This is a genomic window from Streptomyces sp. NPDC002088 (genome assembly GCF_040296605.1).
Classification (GTDB): domain Bacteria; phylum Actinomycetota; class Actinomycetes; order Streptomycetales; family Streptomycetaceae; genus Streptomyces.
This window is the reverse complement of sequence record NZ_JBEOXO010000004.1, coordinates 58,148-83,469: the sequence shown is the minus strand read 5'-3', so window position 1 is coordinate 83,469 and position 25,322 is coordinate 58,148. Positions and strand designations below refer to the sequence as shown.

General features: G+C 72.5%; 9 protein-coding genes. 6 read left to right on the top strand and 3 right to left on the bottom strand.

From position 1 onward, the window contains the following. The first annotated feature begins 64 nt into the window (after positions 1-64). A complete protein-coding gene (locus ABT114_RS10265) occupies positions 65-1,555 on the top strand; it encodes a DNA-binding protein NsdB (RefSeq protein WP_351140695.1) in 1,491 nt (496 codons plus the stop codon). Between the two features lie 28 nt (positions 1,556-1,583). Here ABT114_RS10265 and ABT114_RS10260 read toward each other — a convergent pair whose 3' ends face one another. Then, on the bottom strand, positions 1,584-3,017 hold the full coding sequence (locus ABT114_RS10260; RefSeq protein WP_351140693.1) for a PP2C family protein-serine/threonine phosphatase: 1,434 nt from the start codon (positions 3,015-3,017) through the stop codon (positions 1,584-1,586). 409 nt (positions 3,018-3,426) lie between these two features. Here ABT114_RS10260 and ABT114_RS10255 point away from each other — a divergent pair, with 409 nt between their 5' ends. Beyond that, positions 3,427-3,840 carry an SsgA family sporulation/cell division regulator gene (locus ABT114_RS10255; protein ID WP_351140691.1) on the top strand — a complete coding sequence of 138 codons (414 nt, stop codon included), beginning with the start codon at positions 3,427-3,429 and terminating at the stop codon, positions 3,838-3,840. An 80-nt stretch (positions 3,841-3,920) separates the two neighbouring features. Here ABT114_RS10255 and ABT114_RS10250 read toward each other — a convergent pair whose 3' ends face one another. Both ABT114_RS10250 and ABT114_RS10245 read right to left on the bottom strand, forming a co-directional pair. Further along, positions 3,921-4,946, bottom strand: coding sequence for a Gfo/Idh/MocA family protein (locus ABT114_RS10250; RefSeq protein ID WP_351140689.1), 1,026 nt, complete (start codon positions 4,944-4,946; stop codon positions 3,921-3,923). 536 nt (positions 4,947-5,482) lie between these two features. Continuing rightward, positions 5,483-6,580, bottom strand: a complete 1,098-nt coding sequence (locus ABT114_RS10245; RefSeq protein ID WP_351140687.1) for a baeRF3 domain-containing protein — start codon at positions 6,578-6,580, stop codon at positions 5,483-5,485. Between the two features lie 126 nt (positions 6,581-6,706). Here ABT114_RS10245 and ABT114_RS10240 point away from each other — a divergent pair, with 126 nt between their 5' ends. The 4 genes from ABT114_RS10240 (at position 6,707) to ABT114_RS10225 (ending at position 25,258) form a co-directional block, all read left to right on the top strand. Continuing rightward, a complete protein-coding gene (locus ABT114_RS10240; protein ID WP_502988308.1) occupies positions 6,707-8,116 on the top strand; it encodes a basic amino acid/polyamine antiporter in 1,410 nt (469 codons plus the stop codon). Between the two features lie 16 nt (positions 8,117-8,132). Beyond that, the gene (locus ABT114_RS10235) at positions 8,133-9,389 is read left to right on the top strand and encodes an arginine deiminase (RefSeq protein ID WP_351140683.1); all 1,257 of its coding nucleotides are present in this window, start codon (positions 8,133-8,135) and stop codon (positions 9,387-9,389) included. A 302-nt stretch (positions 9,390-9,691) separates the two neighbouring features. Next, entirely contained in the window at positions 9,692-11,416 is a 1,725-nt protein-coding gene (locus ABT114_RS10230; RefSeq protein ID WP_351140681.1) for a fatty acyl-AMP ligase, read from the top strand. A 183-nt stretch (positions 11,417-11,599) separates the two neighbouring features. After that, the gene (locus ABT114_RS10225; protein ID WP_351140678.1) at positions 11,600-25,258 is read left to right on the top strand and encodes an SDR family NAD(P)-dependent oxidoreductase; all 13,659 of its coding nucleotides are present in this window, start codon (positions 11,600-11,602) and stop codon (positions 25,256-25,258) included. Positions 25,259-25,322: the final 64 nt, after the last annotated feature.

Sequence of the window (25,322 nt, the reverse complement as noted above, 5' to 3'; positions counted from 1 at the left end):
GAATAGTCGCCCGGCAACTCTCACCGGGCTACTGTCAAATCAGCCGAGAACCTGGGGGCTTGACGTGAGCGGAGAACCCAACACCCGCCTCTCCGACCTGTTCGGCCTGGCCGGCTGGTCCAAGGGCGAACTCGCGAGGCTGGTCAACCGGCAGGCGGCGGCCATGGGCCACCCCCAGCTCTCGACCGACACCTCCCGGGTGCGGCGGTGGATCGACATGGGAGAGATCCCGCGCGATCCGGTACCGCGGGTGCTGGCAGCCCTGTTCACCGAGCGTCTCGGCCGTGTCGTGACCATCGAGGACCTCGGTCTGGTCCGGCACGGGCGTGCGGGGAAACGGCAGGGCGCCGGGAGCGTGGAGCATCCCGACGGTATGCCGTGGGCGCCCGAGCGGACTGCCGCGGTCCTCACCGAATTCACGGGAATGGACCTCATGCTCAACCGACGCGGCTTGGTGGGCGCGGGTGCCGCGCTCGCCGCCGGATCCGCCCTCAGCAGTGCCATGTACGACTGGCTGCACACCGATCCGACCCTGTCTGCCGACGCTCCTCACTCCGACAACCCCCTGCACGCCGACCCCGCTGGGTTCGACCGCTACGAGGCCGCCCCCATCGGGGCGCAGGAGGTCGATGAACTGGAGCGCTCCGTCGAGGTGTTCCGGGCCTGGGACGCAGCCCGCGGCGGCGGGCTGCAACGCAAGGCCGTGGTAGGCCAGCTCAACGAGGTGGGCGGCATGCTCGCCTACCACCATCCACCCCATCTCCAGCGGCGCCTGTGGGGCGTCGCCGCCAACCTCGCCGTCCTCGCGGGCTGGATGTCGCACGACGTCGGCCTGGAGCCCACGGCGCAGAAGTACTTCGTCATCGCCGCCCATGCCGCGAGAGAGGGCGGTGACCGGCCGCGCGCCGGAGAGGCGCTCTCCCGGGCGGCCCGCCAGATGGTGCACCTCGGCCGGCCCGACGACGCACTCGACCTGATGAAGCTCGCCCAGTCCGGTGCCGGCGAAGAGGTGCTGCCGCGCACCAAGGCGATGCTCTACACCGTCGAGGCCTGGGCGCAGGCGTCGATGGGCAAGGGCCAGGCGATGCGCCGCACCCTCGGACAGGCGGAGGATCTGTTCGTCTCCGACAAGGCCGACGTGGAGCCGCCGGACTGGATGCAGACGTTCAAGGAGGAGGATCTGTACGGCATGCAGGCCCTGGCCTACCGCACACTGGCCGAGCACGACCCGGAAGCGGCCGTGCACGCCCAGCACTACGCGGAGAAGGCCCTGGCCCTGCGGGTCGACGGACGGCAGCGGTCGAAGATCTTCGACTTCCTGTCCATGGCCTCCGCCTGCTTCATCGCGGACGACCCCGAACAGGCGGACCGCTACGCCCGGCTCGCGCTGGTGTCGATGGGCTCGAACTCCTCACACCGCACCTGGGACCGGCTGCGCCAGATGTACCGGCTCACCGCCGAGTACGCCAGCTACCCGAAGATCCACGAGCTGCGGGAGGAGATCAGGCTGGTGCTGCCGAAGACGGCGAAGGGCGGCGACAGCGCACGGGCATAAGGGTTCCCGCGGCTGTCCTGATTGATTGTTACGAGGCCACCCTGACCAGGAGCACGCACGCGTCGTCCTGCCGGTCGGTCTCGCCGAACTCCTCCACGACCATCCGTACGCAGTCCTGTGCGGTGCGCGCCTCGTCAAAGCGTGGGGCCAGGTCGAGGAGACGGTTCACGGCCGCCGCTCCTCCCCATCGACTGGGCACCAGCCCGTCGGTGTGCAGCAGGAGCAGATCGCCCACCTCGAGGGTCTCTTCGGCCTGTCCGTAGACGGCACCCGAGGTGGCGCCGAGCAGCACGCCGTCCGGAGCGTCGAGCCTGCGCCCCGTCCCGCCGCGGTACAGCAGCGGGGCGGGGTGTCCGGCCTGGGCCCAGAGCAGTGTGCGGGTGTCGGCGCGGTAGCGGCAGCAGACCGCGCTACCCAGGGCCGGCTGGACGGTGGCGTCGAGTAACTGGTTGAGCCAGGTCATCAGTTGGGCGGGCTGGGTGCCCGCCATCGCCATGCCGCGCAGGGCACCCAGCAGCATCGCCATGGCAGAGGTGACGGTGGGGCCGTGTCCGGTGAGGTCGCCGACGGTCAGGAGCGTCTCACCGTCGGACAGTTCGAGGGCGTCGTACCAGTCGCCGCCGATCAGTGTGCTCGTCGACGCGGGCAGGTAGTGGGCGGCCAGGTCCAGTGCCCGGGGGCCCTGGTGCGGGAGCCGCAGGGAGCCGCGCCACGGGGGCAGCACGGCTTCCTGCAGCTCGACCGCGAGCCGGTGCTCGGTCTGTGCGCGGTGCTGGTGGCGCTGGAGCGAGTCACGGGTCTCGCTCACCGCCCGCTGACTGCGCCGCAGTGCGCTGACGTCCCGCAGTACGGCCCACATCGAGGCGGTGCTGCCGTCGGCGTCGAGCACGGGTTCGCCCATCATGTGCACGGTCCGGACCTCGCCGTCCGGGTGCACGACCCGGAACTCCCCGTCGATGGGTTTGGCGTCGACGAGGCAGTCCGTGACCATCGCCGTCAGCATCGGCCGGTCCTCGTCGAGGACCAGGGACGGCAGTTCGTCGAGGGTGAGCGGAGGAGCGGCCGGGTCCCGGCCGAGGATCTGGAACAGCTCACCGGACCAACTGGCCTCGTCCGTCAGCAGGTTCCACTCCGCGCTGCCGACCCGGCTGAGCAGCGAGTCACGCTGGGGGGCGTCCGCGGCGGGCTGGGGGAAGGACACCGTCTCGGACGCCGTGGGCGCGGGCGGTGGACCGTCGCGCAGTTGTGCCAAGTGCGCGTCGAGGTCGCTGAGTTGATGGAGCGCCAGGTCGCACAGCGCGCGTTGCCAGCGTCCCTCCGGGTGTGATCCGTCGCTCTGCGCATCCCGCCGTACGGCGTCCACCTCGCCCTTGAGGTGTCGCGTCTGCGATATGAGCGCGTCGACCGAGCCGCGTCCGGGCGGCTGGGCGGCTGGGCGGTCCGCAGAGAGATGGGACGGCATGACGCACTCCGATGCGGGGACGGTACGACCAAGGCTGACGGAAGGACCGTTATGACTGTTGCACAGCCCGCGACGCCGTGTAAGGGATTTGGCAACACTCGATCCGGTGGTGCTTCTGGCATATGCCACAGTCTTTATGGTGTGGTTGTGCAGGGTGAATGATGTACGTCACCGGCGGGTGCGAGTCGTAGGTGGCCTACGTGGCTTGACGGAGCGTCGAGGCTTAGGGGATCGCGCCAATCCATATGTTCGACGTCTCTGTGTTCTATGACGTGGGTGAACCGCGTCCCGAGTGACGCAGGTCACATCAAATTGTTGTCGGTTCTGCGTAATGCGAAGGCCCTGTGCGAGGTCGTAAAGACAACACGGCAATGCCGACCGACCGCCACTCACCCGGGGGAGACCGACCATGGACGTCACCGTCGAGCAGCTCAGCCACGGCCGCCTGATCACCGCGGAGCAGCAGGAGCTTCCCGTCCCCGCCACCTTCCGCTACACCGACGCCGACCCGCTCGCCGTGCACGTCGACTTCCCGTCCGAGGTCTCCCTCGACGGCGAGGAGGCCACCTGGACCTTCGGCCGCACTCTGCTGGAGGCCGGGCTGCGGGGACCGTCCGGAAGCGGTGACGTGCACATCTGGCCGTGCGGTCGGGACCGCACGGTCCTGGAGTTCCACTCGCCCCACGGGATGGCCCTCCTCCAGTTCGACACCCCGGCGCTGCGCCGCTTCCTGCTCCGGACGTACGCGGTCGTGGCGCCCGGCGAGGAGGACCTCGCCGCCGCCGTCGACAAGAGCCTCAGCGCCCTCTTCCGCCCTGCGTGAGTGCGCACCACACCCTTCGAGGTGACCGTGAACGTCACCGCGGCGGCCGACGAGCTGGTCGGCTTCAACCGCGTCGAGCGTCAGCGGCTCACCCCCGCGTACAGGTCCGGGCGTGGGGCGAGCTCGACGGTCACCCGGCCGCCGCTCTCCAGCGCTCGGACCCCGGCCTCGGCGACGACGGAGGCCGCGTAGCCGTCCCAGACGCTCGCGCCGGTGACCTGCCCCCGCCGGGTCGCGTCGACCCATGCCTGCACCTCACGGTCGTAGGCGTCCGCGAACCGCACGAGGTAGTCCTGCGGCACGTCCTGGCTCGCGCTGCCCCGTGCCGTCACGGCCATCGTGTGCTCCTCGCCGATCCGGACGCTGCCCGCCTCGCAGACGGCCTCGCAGCGCACCTGGTAGCCGAAGCCGCAGTTGACGAAGACCTCCACGTCGACCAGGGCGCCCCCGTCGGTCTCGAAGAGCACGAACTGCGGGTCGAGCAGGCCCTGGGGAGCACCCGAGGCGGACCGGGGGCGCAGCACGCTCACCGCGGTCAGCTCCTGGTCCAGCAGCCAGCGGGCCGCGTCGATCTCGTGCGACACGGAGCTGTTGATCAGCATGGCGCTGGTGAAGCCGGGCGGGGAGGAGACGTTGCGGTGGGTGCAGTGCAGCATCAGCGGCCGCCCCAACCGTCCGCTGTCCAGCAGGGACTTGAGCCGCCGATACTCGGCGTCGTAGCGCCGCATGAACCCGATCTGCGCCAGCTGTCGGCCCAGCCGCGCCTCCGCCTCCACCACGCGTAGCGCTCCCGCGGAATCGGGCACCATCGGCTTCTCGCACAGCACCGGCAGCCCGCGTGCGAAGGCCGCGAACAGCGCCTCCTCGTGCGCGGGACCCGGCGAGGCGATCAGTACGGCGTCGACCCCCGGCGCGTCGAGGGCGGCCTCCACCTCTGTGTGCACGCAGACGCCGTCCAGCCCGGCCACCGCCTCCTTCGCCCGGCCCGCATCGGGATCGGCCACGGCGGCCACCCTCGCGCCGCTCACCACCTGATCGAGGCGTCGTATGTGGTCGGCCCCCATGTGGCCGGCACCCAGGACGGCTACCCCCAGCAGTTCAGACACGATCCGTCGGCTCCTTTCCCAGCCCCACGCGCACACCCGGCGGAGCGAGCCGGCGCAGGGCCTCACATACGTCGATCCGGTCGATTCCGCCCTCGCCGAGCGGACATTGGACATTGCAGGACGGCCCCCTCGCTGGTCCGCCGCCATGCCGAGAGGGGTTCCACGCCCTCGGCCGTCGCATCGCCGACCACCCACAGCCGCAGCCGGCCCGGAGGGGGACGGCCGACGTCGAGCCTGCGTACATGGCGCCACGGCAGGGAGAACGCCTCCTGGCCGTCGCACCGCGCGCACATGCCCGACTCGTCGAAGCCGACGGCGCCCGGCAGGGCCGAGGCTTGGGGATGCGGTGCAGACCGGGGAGGGAGGCGACCAGACGGCTGAGCGACGCCGGCGGGCGGCAGGCGGCGGGGACGGCGGCCGTGCACACGAACACGGCACCGGGACCGAAGTCCGCGGGCGGTTCGAAGCGGGACGGCTCGGGCGACTCCACGCCGACCAGGGTTTCATGGTCGTCAAGAGGCCCCTGGGGCAGGGCCTCAGTACCGCAGCACGCCCGCGATCCCCTGGGCGTCACCCAGCGTGCCGTCCGGTACGAAGCGCACGTCCGCGCCCGTCTCCAGGCACTGCTCGACGATCTCGTCCACGATGTCGTCGCGGGCGTCCAGGTCGCCGCTCGAAGCCGGGATCAGATGGTCGCCGTCGTCGCGCATCGTGACGCGGTAGTTCTCCTCGACGGCGAGCAGCCGGATCCGCGCCTCCCGGGCGTTCTGCCAGACCTCGTCCACCCCGGCCGCGAACTCCTTCCGGCCGCGGGCGGTGACGAGTTCCCGGCTCACGGTGTCCACGTTCTTGCGGTCCTCGGCGGCCAGGATGGGGCGTACGGCCTGCCACACCGCGTCGGGGGAGGCGTTCGCGAGACCGCCGTGCGGGATGTGCACCGCGTTCCTGCTGGTGGCGCCGCCGGCCTCGTCCAGGAGGGACAGCGCCGCCCGCTCCCCGGTGATGTACAGCGGCCGCGGATCGTCCCGAAGGATCTTGCTCATCGCCGTGTCCGCCTCGCGCAGGAAATGGCGGGTCCCCTCGTCGCGGAAAGTGCTGGGCAGGTCGCCGATCTGCTCCTGACGCTCCGCGTCGAAGTTCTCGGCGCTCCGCGTCAGCGGGAAGCCGCCGACGTGCTCTTCGGTGACGCGTTCGGCGCCGCCGCTCCACAGCGTCACGCGGCCGGCGGAGACCGACAGCACCCAGAAGGGGCGCTCGGCGGCCTGCGCGGAGACCAGGTTGCGGGTCAGGAAGGTGTCCGAGAGCACCACCCGTTCCGGCACGGGGCGGGCCAGCGACCACACCTGGTGTTCACCCGGGGCGGCGAAGATCACCAGGCCGTCCTCGGCGTGCGCCAGGTCGACCTCGGCCAGCGCCCGGTCCAGTTGCTCGACGACTTCCGTGCGCCGCTCGCGGGTGACCGCTGGATCAGCCTCCAGCTGCCGCTTGGCCTCGGCCAGCACATTGCGCAGCCGGACCGGGTCCTGGGTGTTGTCGGGCTCGCGCCGGTGCGTCGGGGTCAGTACGGACACCGCCGGGTACGGGCGGGGCCGGCGCAGCTCGGTGAGGGTCGCGGGACTGAGTGCGTGCTCCATATCAGCACCATAGGACTGATTCGCGTATCAGGCATTTGGGGCAGTTCGGTCGGGCATTCGGGAGGTTTCAGGGTTAGCGTCGCTGGCGTGGCTGCCGCGAAACTGAGCCTGCCGACCCTCACGACCATGGTCGTCGGCTCCATGGTCGGGGCGGGTGTGTTCTCCCTCCCGAGCCGCTTCGCCCAGGAGACGGGCGTGGCCGGCGCGCTGATCGCCTGGGCTGTCGCCGGCACCGGCATGCTGATGCTGGCCTTCGTCTTCCAGACCCTCGCGGTGCGCCGGCCGGATCTCGACGCCGGCGTGTACGCCTACGCCAAGGCGGGCTTCGGCGAATACCTCGGTTTCTTCTCGGCCTTCGGCTACTGGGCCAGCGCCTGCGTCGGCAACGTGACGTACTGGGTGCTGATCATGTCGACGATCGGCGCGATCGCCCCCTCCCTCGGCGAGGGCGACACCGTGCTCGCCGTGGTCCTCTCCTCGGTGGGCCTGTGGCTGTTCTTCCTGCTCATCAGCCGCGGGGTGAAGGAGGCGGCGGCCATCAACCGGATCGTCACGATCGCCAAGGTCGTGCCGATCATCGTCTTCGTCGTCCTCGCGCTCTTCTACTTCGAACCCCGGGTCTTCGCCGACAATTTCGCCGGCGCGGACTACGCCGGATCGCTCTTCAACCAGGTCAAGGGCACCATGCTGGCCACCGTCTTCGTCTTCCTCGGCGTGGAGGGGGCCAGCGTCTACTCCCGGCACGCCCGTCGCCGCGAGGACGTCGGCCGGGCCACCGTTCTCGGTTTCCTCAGCGTCTTCGCGATCTTCGCGTCGGTGACCATCGTGTCGTACGGCCTGATGCCGATGAGCGAGATCGCCGAACTGCGCCAGCCGTCCATGGCCGGCGTCCTGGAGCACGCGGTGGGCACCTGGGGCGAGGTCTTCGTCAGCGTCGGGCTGATCGTCTCCGTGCTCGGCGCCTATCTCGCCTGGACCCTGATGGCCGCGGAGGTGCTGTTCGTGGCGGCCAAGGACGACGACATGCCGCGGTTCCTCAAGCGCTCCACCGCGGCCGACGTGCCGGTGCCCGCTCTGGTGATGTCGACCCTGCTCAGCCAGCTCTTCCTGATCGTGACGCTGTTCTCGGACGACGCGTTCAACTTCGCGCTGGACCTGACCAGCGCGCTGACGCTGATCCCCTTCCTGCTGGCCGCGGCCTTCGCCGTACAGGTCGGGCTCGCCCGCGGGCCGCGCGGGGAGGGGGAGGGCGGGGAAGTGGAGCGGCTGGGGGACCGGGGCGGGGGCAGGGACGGGGAGCTGCTCGTCGCCGCGCTCGCCACCATCTACACCGCGTTCCTCCTCTATGCGGCCGGCCTGAAGTTCCTCCTCGTCTCCTTCATCATCTACGCCCCCGCCACCGCCCTGTTCGTGATGGCCCGCAGGGAGCAGGGCAGGCGGCTGTTCTCGCCGCACGAACTCGTCGTCCTGGCCGTGTCGGTGGCCGGCGCGGCCGTCGGGATCGTCGCCCTGGCCCTGGGCTGGATCAGCCTCTGACCCCGGAAGGTGCACCGTGACCAGTCAAGACACCCGCCCCGTGTACGGCGTCCACTCCGAGGTCGGCAGGCTGCGCAAGGTGCTCGTCTGCGCCCCTGGGCTCGCCCACCGCAGGCTCACCCCCACCAACTCCGACGACCTGCTCTTCGACGACGTGATGTGGGTGGAGAACGCCCAGCGCGACCACCTCGACTTCGTCAACAAGCTGCGCGGACGTGGCGTCGACGTGGTCGAGTTGCACGACCTGCTCGCGCAGACCATGGCGATCCCCGAGGCCCGGGACTGGCTCCTCGACCGGAAGATCACCGCCAACGAGGTCGGGGTCGGCCTCATCGACACCACGCGCGCCTACCTCGAGACCCTCGAACCGGGCCGGCTCGCCGAGTTCCTGATCGGCGGCCTGGCCACCGCCGACCTGCCGGACGAGTACCGCACCGGCTACGTCACCCTCGCCCGCGAGTCGACCGGCGTGCGCGAGTACCTGATGCCCCCGCTGCCCAACACCCTCTACACCCGCGACACCACGTGCTGGCTGTACGGCGGCGTCACGCTCAACCCGCTGTACTGGCCGGCCCGGCACGGCGAGACCCTGCTGATGAAGGCGATCTACGCCTTCCATCCCGACTTCGTGGACTCCACCGTCTGGTGGGGCGATCCCGAACTCGACTGGGGGCAGGCGACGTTCGAGGGCGGGGACATCATGCCCGTCGGCAACGGTGTCGTGTTGATGGGGATGAGCGAACGCACCTCACGGCAGGCCATCACCCAGGTCGCCAAGGCCCTGTTCGACCGGGGCGCCGCCAGGCACGTCGTCGTCGCCGGCATGCCGAAGCTGCGCTCCGCGATGCACCTGGACACCGTGTTCACCTTCGCCGACCGCGACCTGGTGACGCTGTATCCGACCATCATGGAGGCCGTCCACGCCTTCTCCCTGCGGCCCTCGGACAAGGCGCCCGGCGTCGACATCACCGACGAGGGCTCGGCCTCGTACGTCGACGTGGTCGCCAAGGCGCTCGGCCTGCCGGAGTTGCGGGTCGTGGAGACCGGCGGGGACGTCTACGCCTCCGAGCGGCAGCAGTGGGACAGCGGCAACAACGCGGTCGCCCTGGAACCCGGTGTGGTGTTCACGTACGACCGCAACACCCAGACGAACACACTGCTGCGCAAGGCCGGTATCGAGGTGGTCACCATCGTCGGTGCCGAGTTGGGGCGAGGGCGGGGCGGCGGGCACTGTATGACGTGTCCGATCGTGCGGGACCCTGTGGAGTTCTGACGGCAAGGCAGCAGTTCAGGATGCAATCAGTCCACTTCGCGGCCAACTCCGTTGGACACTCAGGGTTTACATGCGTTCGGCCTGTCGGACGAACAGAGTTGCTATGGTCTACCCGTTGGTAGCAAGCCGAGTGGGGGACGCGAGGAGTAGGTGGCCGTAGTGCCGCGACTTCTCGGGCGGGTCGTCGAGGTGGACGGTCCGGCAAGGGGGCCGGACCGAACGCGAATTCTGCGCATCAGCAGCACGCGATTCTCGAACTCCAGTTCCCTTTCTTCTGATCCCGGACAGGTGAAACTCGTCACATGGCTCGTTCCCTGGTTGATGTCCTGACCACGCACGCCTCGCAACAGCCGGACCGCATCGCCTACCGCTACCTCGTCACGGGTGACTGTGACGGAGAAACACGGGACATTTCCTACGCCCGCCTGGCCCGCCGCTCCCGAGCCGTCGCCGCCTGGCTCCAGGAACGCGGCCTCGCCGGCTCCCGCGCCCTGCTGCTCTATCCGCCCGGCCTGGAGTTCATCTGCGGCTACCTGGGCTGTCTCTCGGCCGGCGTGGCCGCCGTACCGGGCGTGCCCCCGCAGGGCAGAGCGCACAACCACCGCGCCCTGACCCGGATGAAGCGGCTGATCGCGGACGCGGACACCAAGGTGATCCTCGGCGGCCGCGAAGTGATCGCCGCCCTCGGTGCCATGGCGGAGCACCTGCCCGAACTGGCCGACCTCACCTGCGTCGTCACCGAGGACATCCCCGACGACGCGGCTGACGCCTGGCTCGAGCCCGAACTCGGCGCCGACTCGGTCGCCTTCCTCCAGTACACCTCCGGTTCCACCTCCGCCCCGAAGGGCGTGGTCGTGACCCACGGGAACCTGCTCGACAACGAGCGGGTCATCACCGAACTGATGGGCCACACCCCGGACGTGATCGACGAGTACGACCACGAGATGTTCGTCAGCTGGCTGCCCGTGTACCACGACATGGGCCTCATCGGTCCTGTTCTGAACGCGGTGTACCTCGGAGTCACCGCCACGCTCTTCTCCCCGCTGCACTTCCTCCAGCAGCCCACGCGCTGGCTCACCGCCGTCAGCCGCTACCGCCCGCACACCAGCGGCGGCCCCAACTTCGCCTACGAGCTGGCCCTGAAGCACGCGACCCCGGAACTCCTCGACGGCCTCGACCTCGGCTCGTGGAAGGTCGCCTTCAACGGCGCCGAGCCCGTGCGGGCGGCCACGCTGCGCCGGTTCACCGAGACCTTCGGCCGGGCCGGCTTCCGCCGTGCGGCCTTCTACCCCTGTTACGGCCTCGCCGAAGGCACCCTGATGGTCACCGGCGGCACGGTCGACGCCCCGCCCACCCTCCTGGCCGCCGCCGACTCCGGACCGCACGCCGGTGAGGCCGACGCGGCAGCCGTCGGATGCGGCCGCCCCGGCCCGGGCGTGACGGTGGCCATCGCCGACGCCGAACGGGGCGAGGAGCTGCCCGAGGGGGAGACCGGCGAGATCTGGGTGAGCGGCGCCGGCGTCGCCAAGGGCTACTGGCGCAACGCCCTCGCCACCCGCCAGACCTTCCGCGCCACCCTGGCCGGCCGCGAGGGACGCTTCCTGCGTACCGGCGACCTCGGATTCCTGCGCGACGGCGAGCTGTTCGTCACCGGCCGCCTGAAGGACCTGATGGTCATCGACGGACGCAACCACTACCCGCAGGACCTGGAACTCGCCGCCGAGATGTCCCACCCGGCGCTGCGGCCGGGCTGTACCGCCGCGTTCTCCGTCGACGCCGGAGTGGAAGGCGAACGGCCCGTCCTCGTCGCCGAGGTGGTCCCGGACGCGGCCGGCGAGGCCGAGAAGATCACCGACCTGGTGCGCGCCGCGATCGGCGAGGCCCACGGCCTGCCCGTGCGCGATGTCGTCCTCGTCCACCCCGGCACCATCCCCAAGACGTCCAGCGGGAAGATCCAGCGCCACGCCTCCCGGGCCGCGTACCTCGAAGGCACCCTCTCCCTGGTCGGCGCGCCCGCCGGGAGATGACCCCGTCCCCCGTCGGCGCGGCCGTCCGCGCCGGCGGCCCGACGCAGTCCGTGTCCGGCCGTACGCCCCCGCGTATGCCGTCCTGCGCTGCGGGCCGCGCGCGCCCGCGTTCGCCGTACACCCGCGCCTCGGTGGTACGGACATCCACCTGAGCTCCCAGTTCACGAGGACACCCTTTTCCAGATGCCTGCGAACGAGTCCCCGAAGCCTGCGCACGAGTCCCCGGAGCAGACCCCCGAGCCCGTGACGACCGCCGAGGGCGTGCGGGCCTGGCTGGTGTCGGCCGTCGCCGAGGCGGCCGGACTCGACCCGCTGACCGTCGACCCGCACCGGCCCATCGCTGAATTCGGCCTGGGGTCACGTCAGTTGGTCGCCCTGGCCGTCGACCTGTCCGAGCGCATCGGCCGGACCCTGGAGCCCTCCCTCCTGTTCAACCACCCCACCATCGCGGCGCTCGCCGACGCGGTGCTCGCCGACCGGCCGGCCCGGACCGTGGAGTCCGCGCAGCTTCCCGAACGGGCCGGCGACGACATCGCGATCATCTCCATGGCCTGCCGCTTCCCCGGCGGTGCCGACGACCCCGAGGCGCTGTGGCGGCTGCTGACCGCAGGCGACGACGCCATCTCCGAGGTGCCCCCAGGCCGTTGGGACACTCAAGGACTCCTCGACCCCGACCCGGAGGCCACCGGCAAGGCCTACACCCTGCGCGGCGGATTCCTCGACGGCGTCGACCGCTTCGACGCGGCTTTCTTCGGCATCTCCCCGCGCGAGGCCGCGGCCATGGACCCCCAGCAGCGGCTGCTGATGCAGACCAGCTGGGAGGCGATCGAGCGCGCCGGCATCGTCCCGGACACCCTGAACGGCAGCTCCACGGGCGTCTACGTCGGCCTCTACGACAGCGGCTACCTGGCCTCCGCCTCCCTCGGGCAACTCGACGGGCACGTCGGCACCGGCTCGGCGTCCAGTGTCGCCTCCGGGCGCATCGCCTACACCCTCGGCCTCCAGGGCCCGGCCGTCACTGTCGACACCGCCTGCTCCTCCTCCCTGGTCGCCCTCCACCTGGCGGCGCGGGCCCTGGCGAGCGGCGAGTGCGACCTGGCGCTGGCGGGCGGAGCGACCCTGCTGGTGACCCCGCGCGGCCACGTCGAGTTCAGCCGTCTGCGCGGGTTGTCGCCGTCCGGACGGTGCAGCCCCTTTTCGACCGACGCGGACGGTGTGGTGTGGGCCGAGGGCTGCGGACTGGTGCTGCTCAAGCGGCTCGCGGACGCACGTCGGGACGGCGACCGGGTGCTCGCCGTCGTCAAGGGCTCGGCGGTCAACCAGGACGGCCGCAGTCAGGGCCTGAGCGCCCCCAACGGTCTTGCCCAGGAGCGGGTGCTGCGCGCCGCCCTGTACGCGGCCGGACTCCGGCCGGACGACATCGACTACGTGGAGGCCCACGGCACCGGCACCCGGCTCGGCGACCCCATCGAGGGCAACGCGCTGGCCGCCGTCTTCGGGCCGGGCCGTCCGGCCGACCGGCCGCTCGGCGTCGGTTCCCTGAAGTCCAACATCGGTCACACCCAGGCCGCGGCCGGTATCGGCGGCGTCATCAAGACCGTACTGGCCCTGGGGCACGAGCAGATCCCGGCGTCCCTGCACGCCGGGACACCGACCGAGCACGTCGACTGGGCGCGCGGCGGCCTGCGCGTGCACAGCGGCGCCGGGGCGTGGCCGCGTCGCGAGGACCGGGTGCGGCGGGCCGGGGTGAGCGCGTTCGGGATCAGCGGCACCAACGCGCACGTGGTGCTGGAGGAGGCGCCGGGCGATCCGTCCGCGGGCGCCGAAGGACTGCCTGACTCCTCCCTCTTCCCGCTCTCCGCCCGCACTCTCCCCGCCCTCCGGAGCCAGGCCGCCCGCCTCCTCGAAGCTCTCGACGCACGGCCCGAGTTGCCGTTGCCGACGGTGAGCGCCACGCTCGCCCACCATCGCACCCATTTCGAGCAGCGGGTCGTCATCCGGGCCGGTGACCGCGACGAACTGACGACCGCACTGCGCGCACTGGCCACCGGAGGCGCCGATACCGACCTGACCGTCAACCCCCAACAGGCCGTTTGCGCCGGTAAGTTGGCTTTCGTTTTCCCAGGCCAGGGCGCCCAGTGGGCCGGCATGGCCCGCGACCTGCTGGAGCAGGACCCGGTGTTCGCGGACGAACTCGACCGCTGCGACGGCGCCCTGCGCCCGTTCACCGAGTGGTCGGTGGCGGCCGTCCTGCGCGGTGACGCCGGCGCGCCGTCCCTGGAGCGCGTGGACGTCGTGCAGCCGGTCCTCTTCGCCGTGATGGTGTCACTGGCCGCGGTGTGGCGGGCACGCGGCATTCGGCCTGACGCCGTGATCGGACACAGCCAGGGCGAGGTCGCCGCGGCCTGCGTCGCCGGGGCGCTGAGCCTCAACGACGCGGCGGCCGTGGTCGCCCTGCGCAGCCAGGCCCTGACCGAGCTGTCCGGCTCCGGTGCGATGGCCGTCGTGGCCCTGCCGCACACAGAGGTGGCAGCCCGCATCGCCGAATCCGACGGAGCCGTCTCGGTCGCCGCCGTCAACAGCGGCCGCTCGACGGTGATCGCCGGTGCGGTCGAGCCTCTGGAGGCGCTGCTCGCCGACCTCGACCGGGAACAGGTCTTCGTCCGCCGCCTCGACGTCGACTACGCCTCCCACAGCGCCCAGGTCGAACCGGTCCGTGCGACGATCCTCGACGAACTCGACGGCGTCGCCACCTACCCGACGTCCGTCGCCTGGTACTCCACGGTCACCGGCGAACCGATCACCGACGAGCTCGAAGCCGACTACTGGTACACCAACCTCCGCGAACCCGTCCGCTTCGCGGCCACCGTGGAGCGCATGGCGGCCGACGGCTACCGCCACTTCGTCGAACTCAGCCCGCACCCGGCGCTGTTGACCGCACTGCGTACGGTCGGTGAGGACCACGGCCACGACCTGGTCGCCGTGGGCTCCCTGCGCCGTGCCGAGAACGGCCCAACCTGCCTGGACCGGGCGGCTGCCGAACTCCACGTCCACGGACGGCAGATCGACTGGCGCCGCCTGGTTCCCGACACCGCACCTGCTGACCTGCCGACCTACGCGTGGGATTCGCAGCGGTACTGGATCGAGCCCGAGTCCGGCACCGGAGGGCCCGGCCTGTTCGACCGCGCCGCGCACCCGTTGCTCGGCATCCAGCTCCAGTCGGCCGACGAGACCCGTTGGACCTTCCGTAACGAATGGTCCCCGGCCACCGCCGGCTGGCTGCCCGACCACGCGGTGTTCGGCCGGACCGTGGTGTCCGGCACGACCCTGATGGAGCTGTGCCGCGCCGCCCTGGAAACGGCCCGCCCGGACCGCCCGGCCGACGTCACCGGCCTGCTCGTCCTCACCCCGCTCATCCTGCCGGCCTCCGGCACGGTCGAGGTGTCCGTCGAGGTGGTCGCCGAGGGGCCCGTGCCGGAGATCACGGTGCACAGCCGCCAGCGCGGCGGCGAGACCAACGGCTGGACCCTGCACGCAACGGCGTCCGCGACGACCGACGCCCCCGCGACGACCGGGCGGCCGCCCGCGTGGCCGGACGCCGCCGAACCCGCCTGGAGCCCGGACACATACGAGCGCCTGACCGCGCTCGGCCTCGGCTACGGCCCCGCCTTCCGGGGCGTACGGGAGGCAGTCGTGGCCGACGACGGCCGGCTCCTGGCCCGACTGTCGCTCCCGCCCGTGGCCCGGGACGTGGCCGACCCCTACCCCGTCCACCCCGCGCTGCTCGACGCCGCACTGCACGTGGCCTCCGTGCTCGACCCGTCCGAGGACCGGGTCCTCCTGCCGGTGGCGGTGGGCCGCTGCGTGCTGCCGCCCGGCGGCGCGACCGACCTGACCGCCTCCGTACGGCGGACGGGCGGCTCGGCGACCGACCTGACACTGGACGTGACCCTGTGGGACGCCGACGGCTTCCCGGCGGGCCGGCTGGAGGGCGTACGGCTGCGAGCGGTGAACCCGGCCGACCTGAAGACCGGCTCGGGGAACGGCCGCCACCTGTACGAGGTGGCGTGGACGGAGGTGCCCGCGGCGGAACCGGACGACGGCACCTGGGCCGTCCGCGGCGAGCCGTCGGACCCCGCGGTCGAGGCGACTCTGCGCGGCCTCGACGCAGCGGGCATCCCGGTACGGGAGACGGGCGCCGACATCGTCGTACGATTCTGGCCACGCCCGGCGTCGGGCGCCGAACCGGCAGCCAGTGCACAGGAGTTGGCCGCCACCGCGCTCTCCGAACTGCACGCCCTGATCGCCCTCCCGCCCGGCGAGGCGCCGGGCCGGACCGTCTGGGTGACCCGCGGAGCGGTCGCGGCCGGTGGCGGCGAGGCCGTACCCGGGCTCGCCCAGTCAGTGCTGTGGGGCCTGGCCCGCAGCGCCCGCACTGAACACCCCGACCTCGGTCTGACCCTGCTCGACCTCGACGACGCTTCCCCCGACGCACCGATCACCGTCCTGGCGCACACCGATGAGCCCGAACTCGCCCTGCATGCAGGCGTGTTGCTCGCCCCACGGCTCGTGCGGGCCCGCGCGGCGGAGCCGACCGGCGGCATACCCGTCGACGGCACGGTGCTGATCACCGGCGGACTGGGAGCCGTCGGGCGGCACATTGCGCGGCTGCTCGCCGAGCACGGCGTGCCGAAACTGGTTCTGACCTCCCGCGACAAGGCTGCCGACAGGCGTGCCGCCGAGGCCACGGCCGAACTCGCCGCGCTCGGCGCCGAGGCCGAGGTGGCGGCATGCGACATCGCCGACCCGGACGCCCTCGCCGACGTCCTCGCCGGTATCGGCGACGAGATGCCGCTACGTGGTGTCGTGCACTGCGCCGGTGTCCTGGACGACGGGGTGGTCGCAGAGCTGACGCCCGAACGCCTCGCACGGGTACTGCGCCCCAAGGTCGACGGCGCCGCCCACCTCCACCGGCTCACCGCCGGCCTGCCGCTCGACCTGTTCCTGCTGGTCTCCTCGGCCGCTGGAGTCGTCGGCAACGCCGGACAGGGCAACTACGCGGCGGCCAACGTCTTCCTCGACCAGCTCTCCCACCACCGCTCGGCCCTGGGTCTGCCCGCGACCTCCGTCTCCTTCGGTGCGTGGGCCGGCGAGGGACTGGCCGCCGAGCATGCCGACCTGGAGCGGATGGCCCGCGCCGGCCACCGTGCCCTCACCCCCGAGCAGGGCCGCGACCTGACCGAACTCGCCTTGCGGCGAGGCACCCCGCACCTCGTCGCCTGGGCCCTCGACCTGCCCCGCCTGCGCGAGAGCGCGGCAGCCGACGGCGCGCTGTGGCGTTCGCTGCTCCCCGCGCCGCGCACCGGCGGGCAACCCGGCGGCCTGGCGGAGCGCCTCGCCCGGCTGTCCGAGGCCGAACGCGCCGAACGCGTCCTCGCCCTGGTCCGCGAGGAGGCCTCCCGGGCTCTCGGCCTGCGCTCGGCCGAGTCCGTCCGCCCCGACCAGCCGCTGCGCGACCTCGGCATGGACTCGGTGACGGCCGTCGAGCTGCGCAACCGCATCGGCACCCGCATCGGCGCCAAGCTCCCCGCCACCCTGCTGTTCGACCACCCCACCCCGGACCGCCTCGCCGCGCACCTGCTCACCACCGCGCTCGCGACCGAGGGCGGGGCGCCCCGCCGGACCGGCCCGCGCCGGGTCACCGCCACGGCCACTGCCACGCCCTCCGACGAGCCGATCGCCGTCGTGGCCATGGCCTGCCGCCTCCCCGGCGGCGTCGGCGGCCCGGACGACCTGTGGCGGCTGGTCGCGGACGGCCGGGACGCCGTCGGCCCGTTCCCGGCGGGACGCTGGGACGTGGAGTCGCTGTACGACCCGGATCCGGACGCCCTGGGCAAGTCCTACGCCCGCGAGGGCGGCTTTCTCGACGACATCGAGTCCTTCGACGCCGGCTTCTTCGGCATCACCCCGAAGGAAGCCGCCGCCATGGACCCGCAGCAACGCCTGCTGCTGGAGACTGCGTGGGAGTCCCTGGAACGCGCCGGGATCGTGCCCGCCGAGCTGGCGGGCAGCACCACCGGTGTGTACGTCGGCATGTTCGGCAGCGACTACCTGTCCGGCTCCCGGCTCGACCAGCTCGACGGGTACGTCGGCACCGGGTCCGCGCTGAGCGTGGCCTCGGGGCGGCTCGCCTACGCGCTCGGACTGCACGGCCCGGCGCTGACCGTGGACACCGCCTGCTCGTCGTCCCTCGTGGCCACCCACCTGGCCGCCCAGGCGCTGCGCTCCGGCGAGTGCGACCTGGCCCTCGCGGGCGGGGTGACGCTGATGGTGACGCCGCAGACCTTCGTGGAGTTCAGCCGACTGCGCGGCCTGTCCACGACCGGCCGCTGCCGCTCCTTCTCCGACGACGCCGACGGCGCCATCTGGGCCGAGGGCGCCGGCATGCTCGTACTGAAGCGGCTGAGCGACGCCCGCCGGGACGGGGACGAGGTGCTCGCGGTGCTGCGCGGCACGGCCGTCAACCAGGACGGCCGCAGCCAGGGGCTGTCCGCGCCGAACGGTCCCGCGCAGGAACAGGTGATCAGGCGGGCCCTGGAGCTGTCCGGGCTCGAGCCCGCCGACATCGACTACGTCGAGGCGCACGGCACCGGAACGCCCCTGGGCGACCCGATCGAGGCGAACGCCCTCTCGGAGGTCTTCGGCGACTCGCGGCCCGCGTACCGCCCGCTGTACCTGGGCTCGCTGAAGTCCAACATCGGGCACGCCCAGGCGGCCTCCGGCGTCGCCGGGCTGATCAAGGTGATTCAGTCGCTGCGCCACCAGGCCCTGCCCGCCACCCTGCACGCCGACGCGCCCAGTCGTCACGTCGACTGGGACGGCAGTGGGCTGGAGCTGCTCCAGCGGGCCGTGGACTGGCCCGCCACGGGGGAGCGGCCACGGCGTGCCGGTGTGAGCGCCTTCGGGATCAGCGGCACCAACGCCCATGTGATCGTCGAGGAAGCCCCGCCCGCCGAGTCGCGGACGCAGACCGAAGTCCCCCCGGGCAAGCGGCTGTTCGTGCTGTCGGGGCGGAGCGAGGACGCCCTACGCGGACAGGCGGCCCAGCTGGCCCGGCACCTCACCGACGACACCGGCCTGCCGGACGTCGCCCACACCCTCGCCCGGCACCGCAGCCACTTCGAGCGGCGCACGGCGGTCGTGGCGGGGGACCGGGACGAACTCCTCGCCCACCTCGGCGCGTTGGCATCCGGACGCACACCCTTGTCCGTGCCTCGCGAGGACCAGACCGGCAAGGTGGCCTTCGTCTTCGCCGGGCATGGCGGCCAATGGCCGGGTATGGGCGTGGAGTTGGTGGCCGAGTCGGAGACGTTCCGCGAGGAGCTGACCCGTATCGACGAGGCGGTCCGGCGGCACGCGGGCTGGTCGGTGCTCAACGTGCTGCGGGCGCCGGAGGAGTTCTCCCCGCTCGGCCGGACCGAGTACCTGCAACCGGTCCTCTTCGCGGTCAACGCCTCACTCGCCGCCGCCTGGCGCGCCCGCGGTGTCGCCCCGGACGCCGTGGTCGGCCACAGCCTCGGCGAGATCGCCGCAGCCTACAGCGCGGGCGCTCTCACCCTGGACGACGCCGTGACCGTCGTGACCGGGCGCGCCCAGACGGTCGTCCCGGTGGTCGGGCGGGGCGGCATGCTCGCCGTAGAGCTGCCGCCCGCCGAGGTCGAGACACTCCTCGCGCCGTATCCGGACCGGCTTTTCGTCGCGGCGGTCAACAGTGCCCGTTCCACCGCGATTTCCGGGGACGTCGACGCGCTGGCCGAGCTGCGCCGCCACCTGGACGGACAGGGCATCACCGCACGCCCGCTGTCGACGCCGTTCGCTTCGCACACCCCCCTGATGGACCCCCTGCGTGACGAACTGCTCGACCGGCTCTCCGGCATCCAGGGCACGCGGACGCAGACGCCCATGTACTCGACGGTGCTGGCCGAGCCCGTGCCGGGCGACCATCTCGACGCCGCCTACTGGTACGCCAACCTCGCCAGGCCCGTCCGCTTCGCGGACACCGTCCGGCGCATGCTGGACGACGGCTACCGCTACTTCGTCGAGCTGAGCCCGCACCCCTCTCTGCTCCCCTCCGTCGAGGCGGTCGCGGCCGAGGCCGGGATCGACGCGGTCGGTGTCGGCTCGCTGCGCCGACAGCAGGACGGCCGCGCCGTACTTCTGCGCAGGGTAGGGGAGTTGTACGTGGCCGGGCACACGCCCGACTGGTCCGCGCTGTTCCCGGACAGCGCGGGCCGCCGGGTCGGCCTGCCCACGTACGCCTTCGCCCGCGAACGCCACTGGCTCGCCCCCGCACCGGCTACCGCCATCGCCGGCTCGCCCCTGCTCGGCACGCACGTCGAGGCCAGCGACGAAGCCGACCGGCACCTCTTCCAGAGCGACATCGACCTGCGCGACAGCCGCTTCGCCTACCTGACCGACCACCAGGTCACCGGCGAGGTCTGGCTGCCCGGTGCCGCCTTCCTCGACATGGTCCTGGAGGCCGTGGCCACGCTCCAGGACGGTGATGCCGTGACGCTGGCCGAGGTCGATTTCGTACAGCCGCTGCGCCTCGACGCGGACAAGCCCGTACGGCTGCAACTGCTGCTGCGGCCCGCCGAGGACGGCTTCCGGGACTTCACCGTCTCCTCCACGCCGGCCGGTGACCGGCGCGCGCGGTGGGAGCGGCACGTCACCGGACGTGTCGCCGTCGCCGCCCCGGAGCCGACGGCTGGCGTAAGCCTCGCCGACGTGCGCGAGCGGTGCACGGAGCAGGCCGACATACCGTCCGTCTACGCCCAACTCGCCGCCCTCGGCATCGACTACGGTCCGGTCTTCCGGGGCTTGGAGACCGGTCACCGCACCGCCACCGCGGCGCTCGGCCGGCTCGCCGCCCGCCCCGCTGCCGGGCATCTGCTGCACCCGGCCACCCTCGACTCCGCCTTCCACGCGGCCGCCCTGCCGGGCGACGCGCCGCAGGGCAGGGCGTTCGTGCCCGCCGGGTTCGGACGGCTGCGGTACACCGGGCTGCGTACCGCGCCCGCCTGGGTGGCCTGCGAGCTGCGTTCGGTGGCCGGTGACACCGCGACCCTGGACCTGAAGCTGTGGGACGAGAAGGAACAACTCCTGCTGGAGGCGGAGGAATTCCGCCTTGCCGCGCTCTCCCTGCTGGACGGCGCGCTCTTCGAGACCCGCTGGCAGCCGCGCCCGGTCGCCCAGGAGCCGCCCACCACGGGCAGCTGGCTGATCCTGGCCGACGACACGGGCATGGCCGCCGAGCTCGCCCAGCGGCTAGGCTCCTCGGTGCCGCACGTGATCGCCCGCAGGGGCGAGGCGTACGAGGCGGAGGGGCCCGGCCGCTATGTGCTCGACCCGGCCGATCCTCAGCACCTGGCCCGCCTCCTCGACGAGGCCTTCGCGGACGGGCCGCCCGAGCGGGTGGTCCAGCTGTCCGCACTCGACGCCCCCGCGATCGAGGACGACCCCACGGCCGAGGAAGCGGCGCGGTTGTGCTGCCTGAGCACCCTGCACCTGGTGCGTGCGCTCGCCGACCGCCCGCAAGGTGGCCGCGTACCCCGCCTGTTCGTCGTCGTACGCGGCACCCAACCCGCCGGTGGCAGCGCTCAGGTGACGCAGCCTCAGCAGGCGCTCGCCTGGGGCTTCGCCCTCACCGTGGCCCAGGAACAGCCGGAGCTGGCGACCACGCTCGTCGACCTGCCGGCCCATGGTGGGATCGATGCCCTGTGGACGCAGCTGTGGCACGCGGACGACGAACGGCTCGTCGCGCTGCGCGACTCGGGCCGGTTCGTGCCGCGCCTGGCCCGCACCCGCCCCGACGACGGCGAGGACGACGGGATCACCCCGGACGGCGTGTATCTGATCACCGGCGGACTCGGCGGCCTCGGCCGTGTCGTTGCCGAGCGGCTGGTCCGGCGGGGCGCCCGCCGGCTGGCACTGCTGAGCCGGGGAACACCCGACGCGGACACCACCCGCTGGCTCGAGGGCCTCGAGGAACGCGGGATCACCGTGCACCTCGCCCGCGCCGACGTCGCCGACCGCACCGGTCTGACGGCCGCCCTGGACGCCGTACGGCGCGAGACCGGCCCCATCGCCGGGATCGTGCACGCGGCCGGTGTCCTCGACGACGCCACCCTCGACCACCTGACCGACGAACGCGTCCTGCGCGTCCTCGCCCCCAAGGTGCTCGGCACCGCCCTGCTCACCGAACTCGCCCCCGAAGCGGGCAACCTGGTCCTGTTCGCCTCGGTGGCCGGCCTTCTCGGTTCCGCCGGACAGAGCCCGTACGCGGCGGCGAACGCCTTCCTCGACGCCTGGGCCCACCACCTGTCCCGGAGCGACCGGCGGGCGCTGAGCCTCGACTGGGGCGCCTGGGCGGGCGTCGGCATGGTCGCCGAGTCCGGCACCCGTGCCGCCGAGACCAGCCGCTCGGGCCTCGTCGCCTTCTCCCCGCAGGAGGGCGGCGAGCTGTTCGAGCGGGTACTGGCCACCTCCCGGCGCCAGCTCGCCCCGGTTGCCCTCGACCGGGAGCTGCTGGCCCTCGACCCGGACGCGGCACGCAGCCGCCCGATCCTGGCCGACCTGGTCACCGTCCCGAAGGGCACGGCAGCCTCGGACGACCTCGTAAAGAAGGTGTTCGCGGCGACGACCGGCGCCGACCGCGCCGCCTGGCTCGAGACGTACGTGCGCGCCCGGGTCGTCGAGGTCTCCGGCGGCCTCGTCGACGCGGCCGCCACCATCGCCCTGAAGGAACTGGGCCTGGACTCCCTCATGCTGGTCCGGCTGCGCAACGCCTTCGCCCGCGAGCTGGGCGTCGAACTCCCCGCCGCCGACCTGTTCGCCGCGTCCGACATCCGCGGCCTCGCCCGCACCCTCGCCGAGGGCCTGCCGGAGCGCCACGAGGCTCCGCAGCGGCGGTCGGCCGACCCGCAGACCGAGGTACCCGAGACGGAGCTGAGGCCCGCGACCCGCGACGTCGTACGGCTGCTGCGCAGCGCCCAGCCGGGCATGCCCGACGCGGCACACGCCGTCGGCCTCGCCGTCCGGCTCACCGCGCCGACCACCCGCGAGACGCTCACCGGGATCCTCACCCGCCTCGTCGCCCGGCACGCGGCCCTGCGTACGGCCGTCGTCACCGGCGCCGAAGGCGGACGGCAGCTGCGCGTGGACCGGGAGCCGGCCGGGCCGGTGCTGCGCTGGACCACCGCCGAGGGCGGGTTCGACGCCGCCGACCGGCTGCGCGCGCTGCTGGAGCCGCCGTTCGACCTGGCGAGCACACCGCTGTGGCGGTTCGATCTGCTGGACGGCGGCGCGGCCGGCCAGACCCTGTTGTTCGGCGCCCACCACGCGGTGAGCGATCTGCAGTCCCTGCTGCTCGTGGCCGCGGAGATCGACGCCGAACTGTCCGGCACCGCGCTCGACGCCACCGTCACCAACCGGGACGTCGACCTGCTCATCGAGGCCCAGCAGGGCGGTGAGGGCTCCGGCGCCGACTGGCGCGAGGCCTTCGAGGGCAGCGAGCGCCTCGACCTCACCCTCGCCGGGCCGCGTCCCGAGACCCGGTCCTACCGGGCCGGCAGCGTCACCGTCACCCTCCCCGACGGACTCCTGGAGCGCGTCTCGACGGCCGCGAGCGGCCTCGCCGTCACACCCGCCGCCCTCTGCCTCGGCACCCTCACCGTGCTGCTGGCCAGGAAGCGGGAACGCGAGCGGTTCGTGCTCGCCGTGCCCGTGGACACCCGTATCCACGCCGACGCGTACGACGCGGTGGGCTTCTACGGCATCCCCGTGCCGTTCCCGGCCGAGGCCCGGGCGGACGAGACGGTCGAGGAGGTGCTGCGCCGCACCGACGGGCGGCTGCAGCGGATCCTGGCGAAGGGCGCCATGTTCTCGGACGTCCTGGCCACCCTCGCCCGGCAGGGCCTGCACCGGCCCAACGCGCCGCTCGTCGAGGTGTACTTCAACTACGTACGCTCCTCGGGCCGCCTGAACAGCCTGGAGGTGCTGCCCGCCGGGACGGGCTACTCCGACCTCGACCTGATGATCACCATGACCCCGGACGCGGGCGCCATCCGGCTCGACCACAACCTCGACATCCTGGACGCGCGGAGCGCGACCGGGCTGGGGGAAGAGTTCCTGGGGCTGCTGGCGGAGGTGGTGGAGGATCCGGGCGCGGTCGTCCGTACGGCCCCTGCCGTCGAAGAGCCCGTGCCGCGCCGGTCTCTCGCCCTCGCCGCCACCTTCGCCCTCGGCAACCTGCCGCTGATGTGCGAGGCCGCGGTCGACGACGCTGAACTGACGGTTGCCGAGGCCCCGTACCACCAGGTCCTCGCGAGCCTCCAGGACCCCTCCGGAGTCTTCGCCGACCCCGCCACCGCAGTGGGCGTGGTCCTGCTGCGGGCGACCGACCTGGAACGCTTCGGCCCGCTCGACGACACCGTGCTCGCCGAGCTGCGCACCGCGTACCCGGCCGCGCTACGGGACCTGGCCGCGCGCACCCGCAAGCCGCTCGTCGTCGGTTTCCTGCCGGCCGTCGGTGCGGCGGAGCGCCTCACCCGCTGGGAGCGCGAGATCGCCGCCGAACTCGCCGAACTGCCCGGCATCGCGGTGCTCGGCCCCGACGAGTGGACCCGGCACCATCCTGTCGACGAACCCTTCGACGAGCGGACCGAACGGCTGGCCCACCTTCCCTTCACCCCGCCCTTCCAGGCGGCGGTGGCCCTGCGCCTCGCCGAGGTCGTACGGGCGGTGCGGCGCCCCGCGCCGAAGGTGATCGCCGTCGACGGCGACGAGACGCTGTGGGGCGGGGTCGCCGGCGAGGTCGGCCCCGACGCCGTGGACCTGACCGGTCCGCGGGCCCTGCTGGCCCGCAGGCTGCTCCAGTGGCGCGCGGCCGGTGCTCTGCTGGCCCTCGTCAGCAACAACGACGAGGCCACGGTCCGCGCCGTCCTGGACCGCCCGGACAGCCTGCTGAAGGCCGAGCACTTCAGCGTGCTCTCCGCCGACTGGGGCCCCAAGCCGACGCGTCTGGCGGAGGCGGCCCGCACGCTCAACCTGGGCCTGGACAGCTTTCTGTTCCTGGACGACAACCCCGCCGAGATCGCCAAGGTGCGGGCGGCACTGCCGCAGGTGCTGTCGGTGACCTGCCCGCCGGCGGACGAACTGGCTGACTTCCTCGGCCGGTTGTGGCCGCTGGTCCCGGCCGCCGCGACCGCCGAGGACGCGCTGCGGGCCCGCTTCTACGAGCAGGAGCGGGAGCGGGACGCCGTACGCGAAGAGGGCGGATTCGAGGAGTTCCTCGCCCGGCTGGAGCTTCAGGTCGACATCCGGGAGGTGTCCGAGGAGGACGTGCGGCGGGCCGAGCAACTCGTGTGCCGTACCAACCAGTTCACGCTCCGCGCCCGATCCGCCGACGGCGACGACCTCGCCCGCTGGCGGCAGCGCGGCGAGGTGTGGACGGCCGCGGCCCGGGACCGCTTCGGCGACTACGGTCAGATCGGCCTCCTCGCCGTCCGGGCCGACGGCGACCAACTCGACGTCCTCGCCTGGATGATGAGCTGCCGGGCGCTCGGCCGCGGGGTCGAGGAACGCCTGTTGCAGTGGCTGGCCGACCGAGCCGACGAACTGGGTTGCACAAAGGTCCGGCTGACGGCGGAACGCACCGAGCGCAACGTACCGGCTCGTCGGCTGGTCGCCGCGCTGGGCGGCGGCCACCAGGATGACGAGCGGCTGGAGGCCGTGGCCACGCCGGAACACCTGCGTGCGTTCCGCTCCTGGAGCCGGCAGTGAGCGAGCGGGAGCGGCCGTGACGGACCTGACGGACCTGACGGACATGACGGAAAGGGCAGTGTGC

What these genes read in the sequence shown, in the direction of transcription:
- ABT114_RS10260 (WP_351140693.1), bottom strand. Translation starts at nt 3,017, where the DNA reads ATGCCGTCCCATCTCTCTGCGGACCGCCCAGCCGCCCAGCCGCCCGGA.
- ABT114_RS10255 (WP_351140691.1), top strand. Translation starts at nt 3,427, where the DNA reads ATGGACGTCACCGTCGAGCAGCTCAGCCACGGCCGCCTGATCACCGCG.
- ABT114_RS10245 (WP_351140687.1), bottom strand. Translation starts at nt 6,580, where the DNA reads ATGGAGCACGCACTCAGTCCCGCGACCCTCACCGAGCTGCGCCGGCCC.
- ABT114_RS10240 (WP_502988308.1), top strand. Translation starts at nt 6,707, where the DNA reads ATGGTCGTCGGCTCCATGGTCGGGGCGGGTGTGTTCTCCCTCCCGAGC.
- ABT114_RS10230 (WP_351140681.1), top strand. Translation starts at nt 9,692, where the DNA reads ATGGCTCGTTCCCTGGTTGATGTCCTGACCACGCACGCCTCGCAACAG.
- ABT114_RS10225 (WP_351140678.1), top strand. Translation starts at nt 11,600, where the DNA reads ATGCCTGCGAACGAGTCCCCGAAGCCTGCGCACGAGTCCCCGGAGCAG.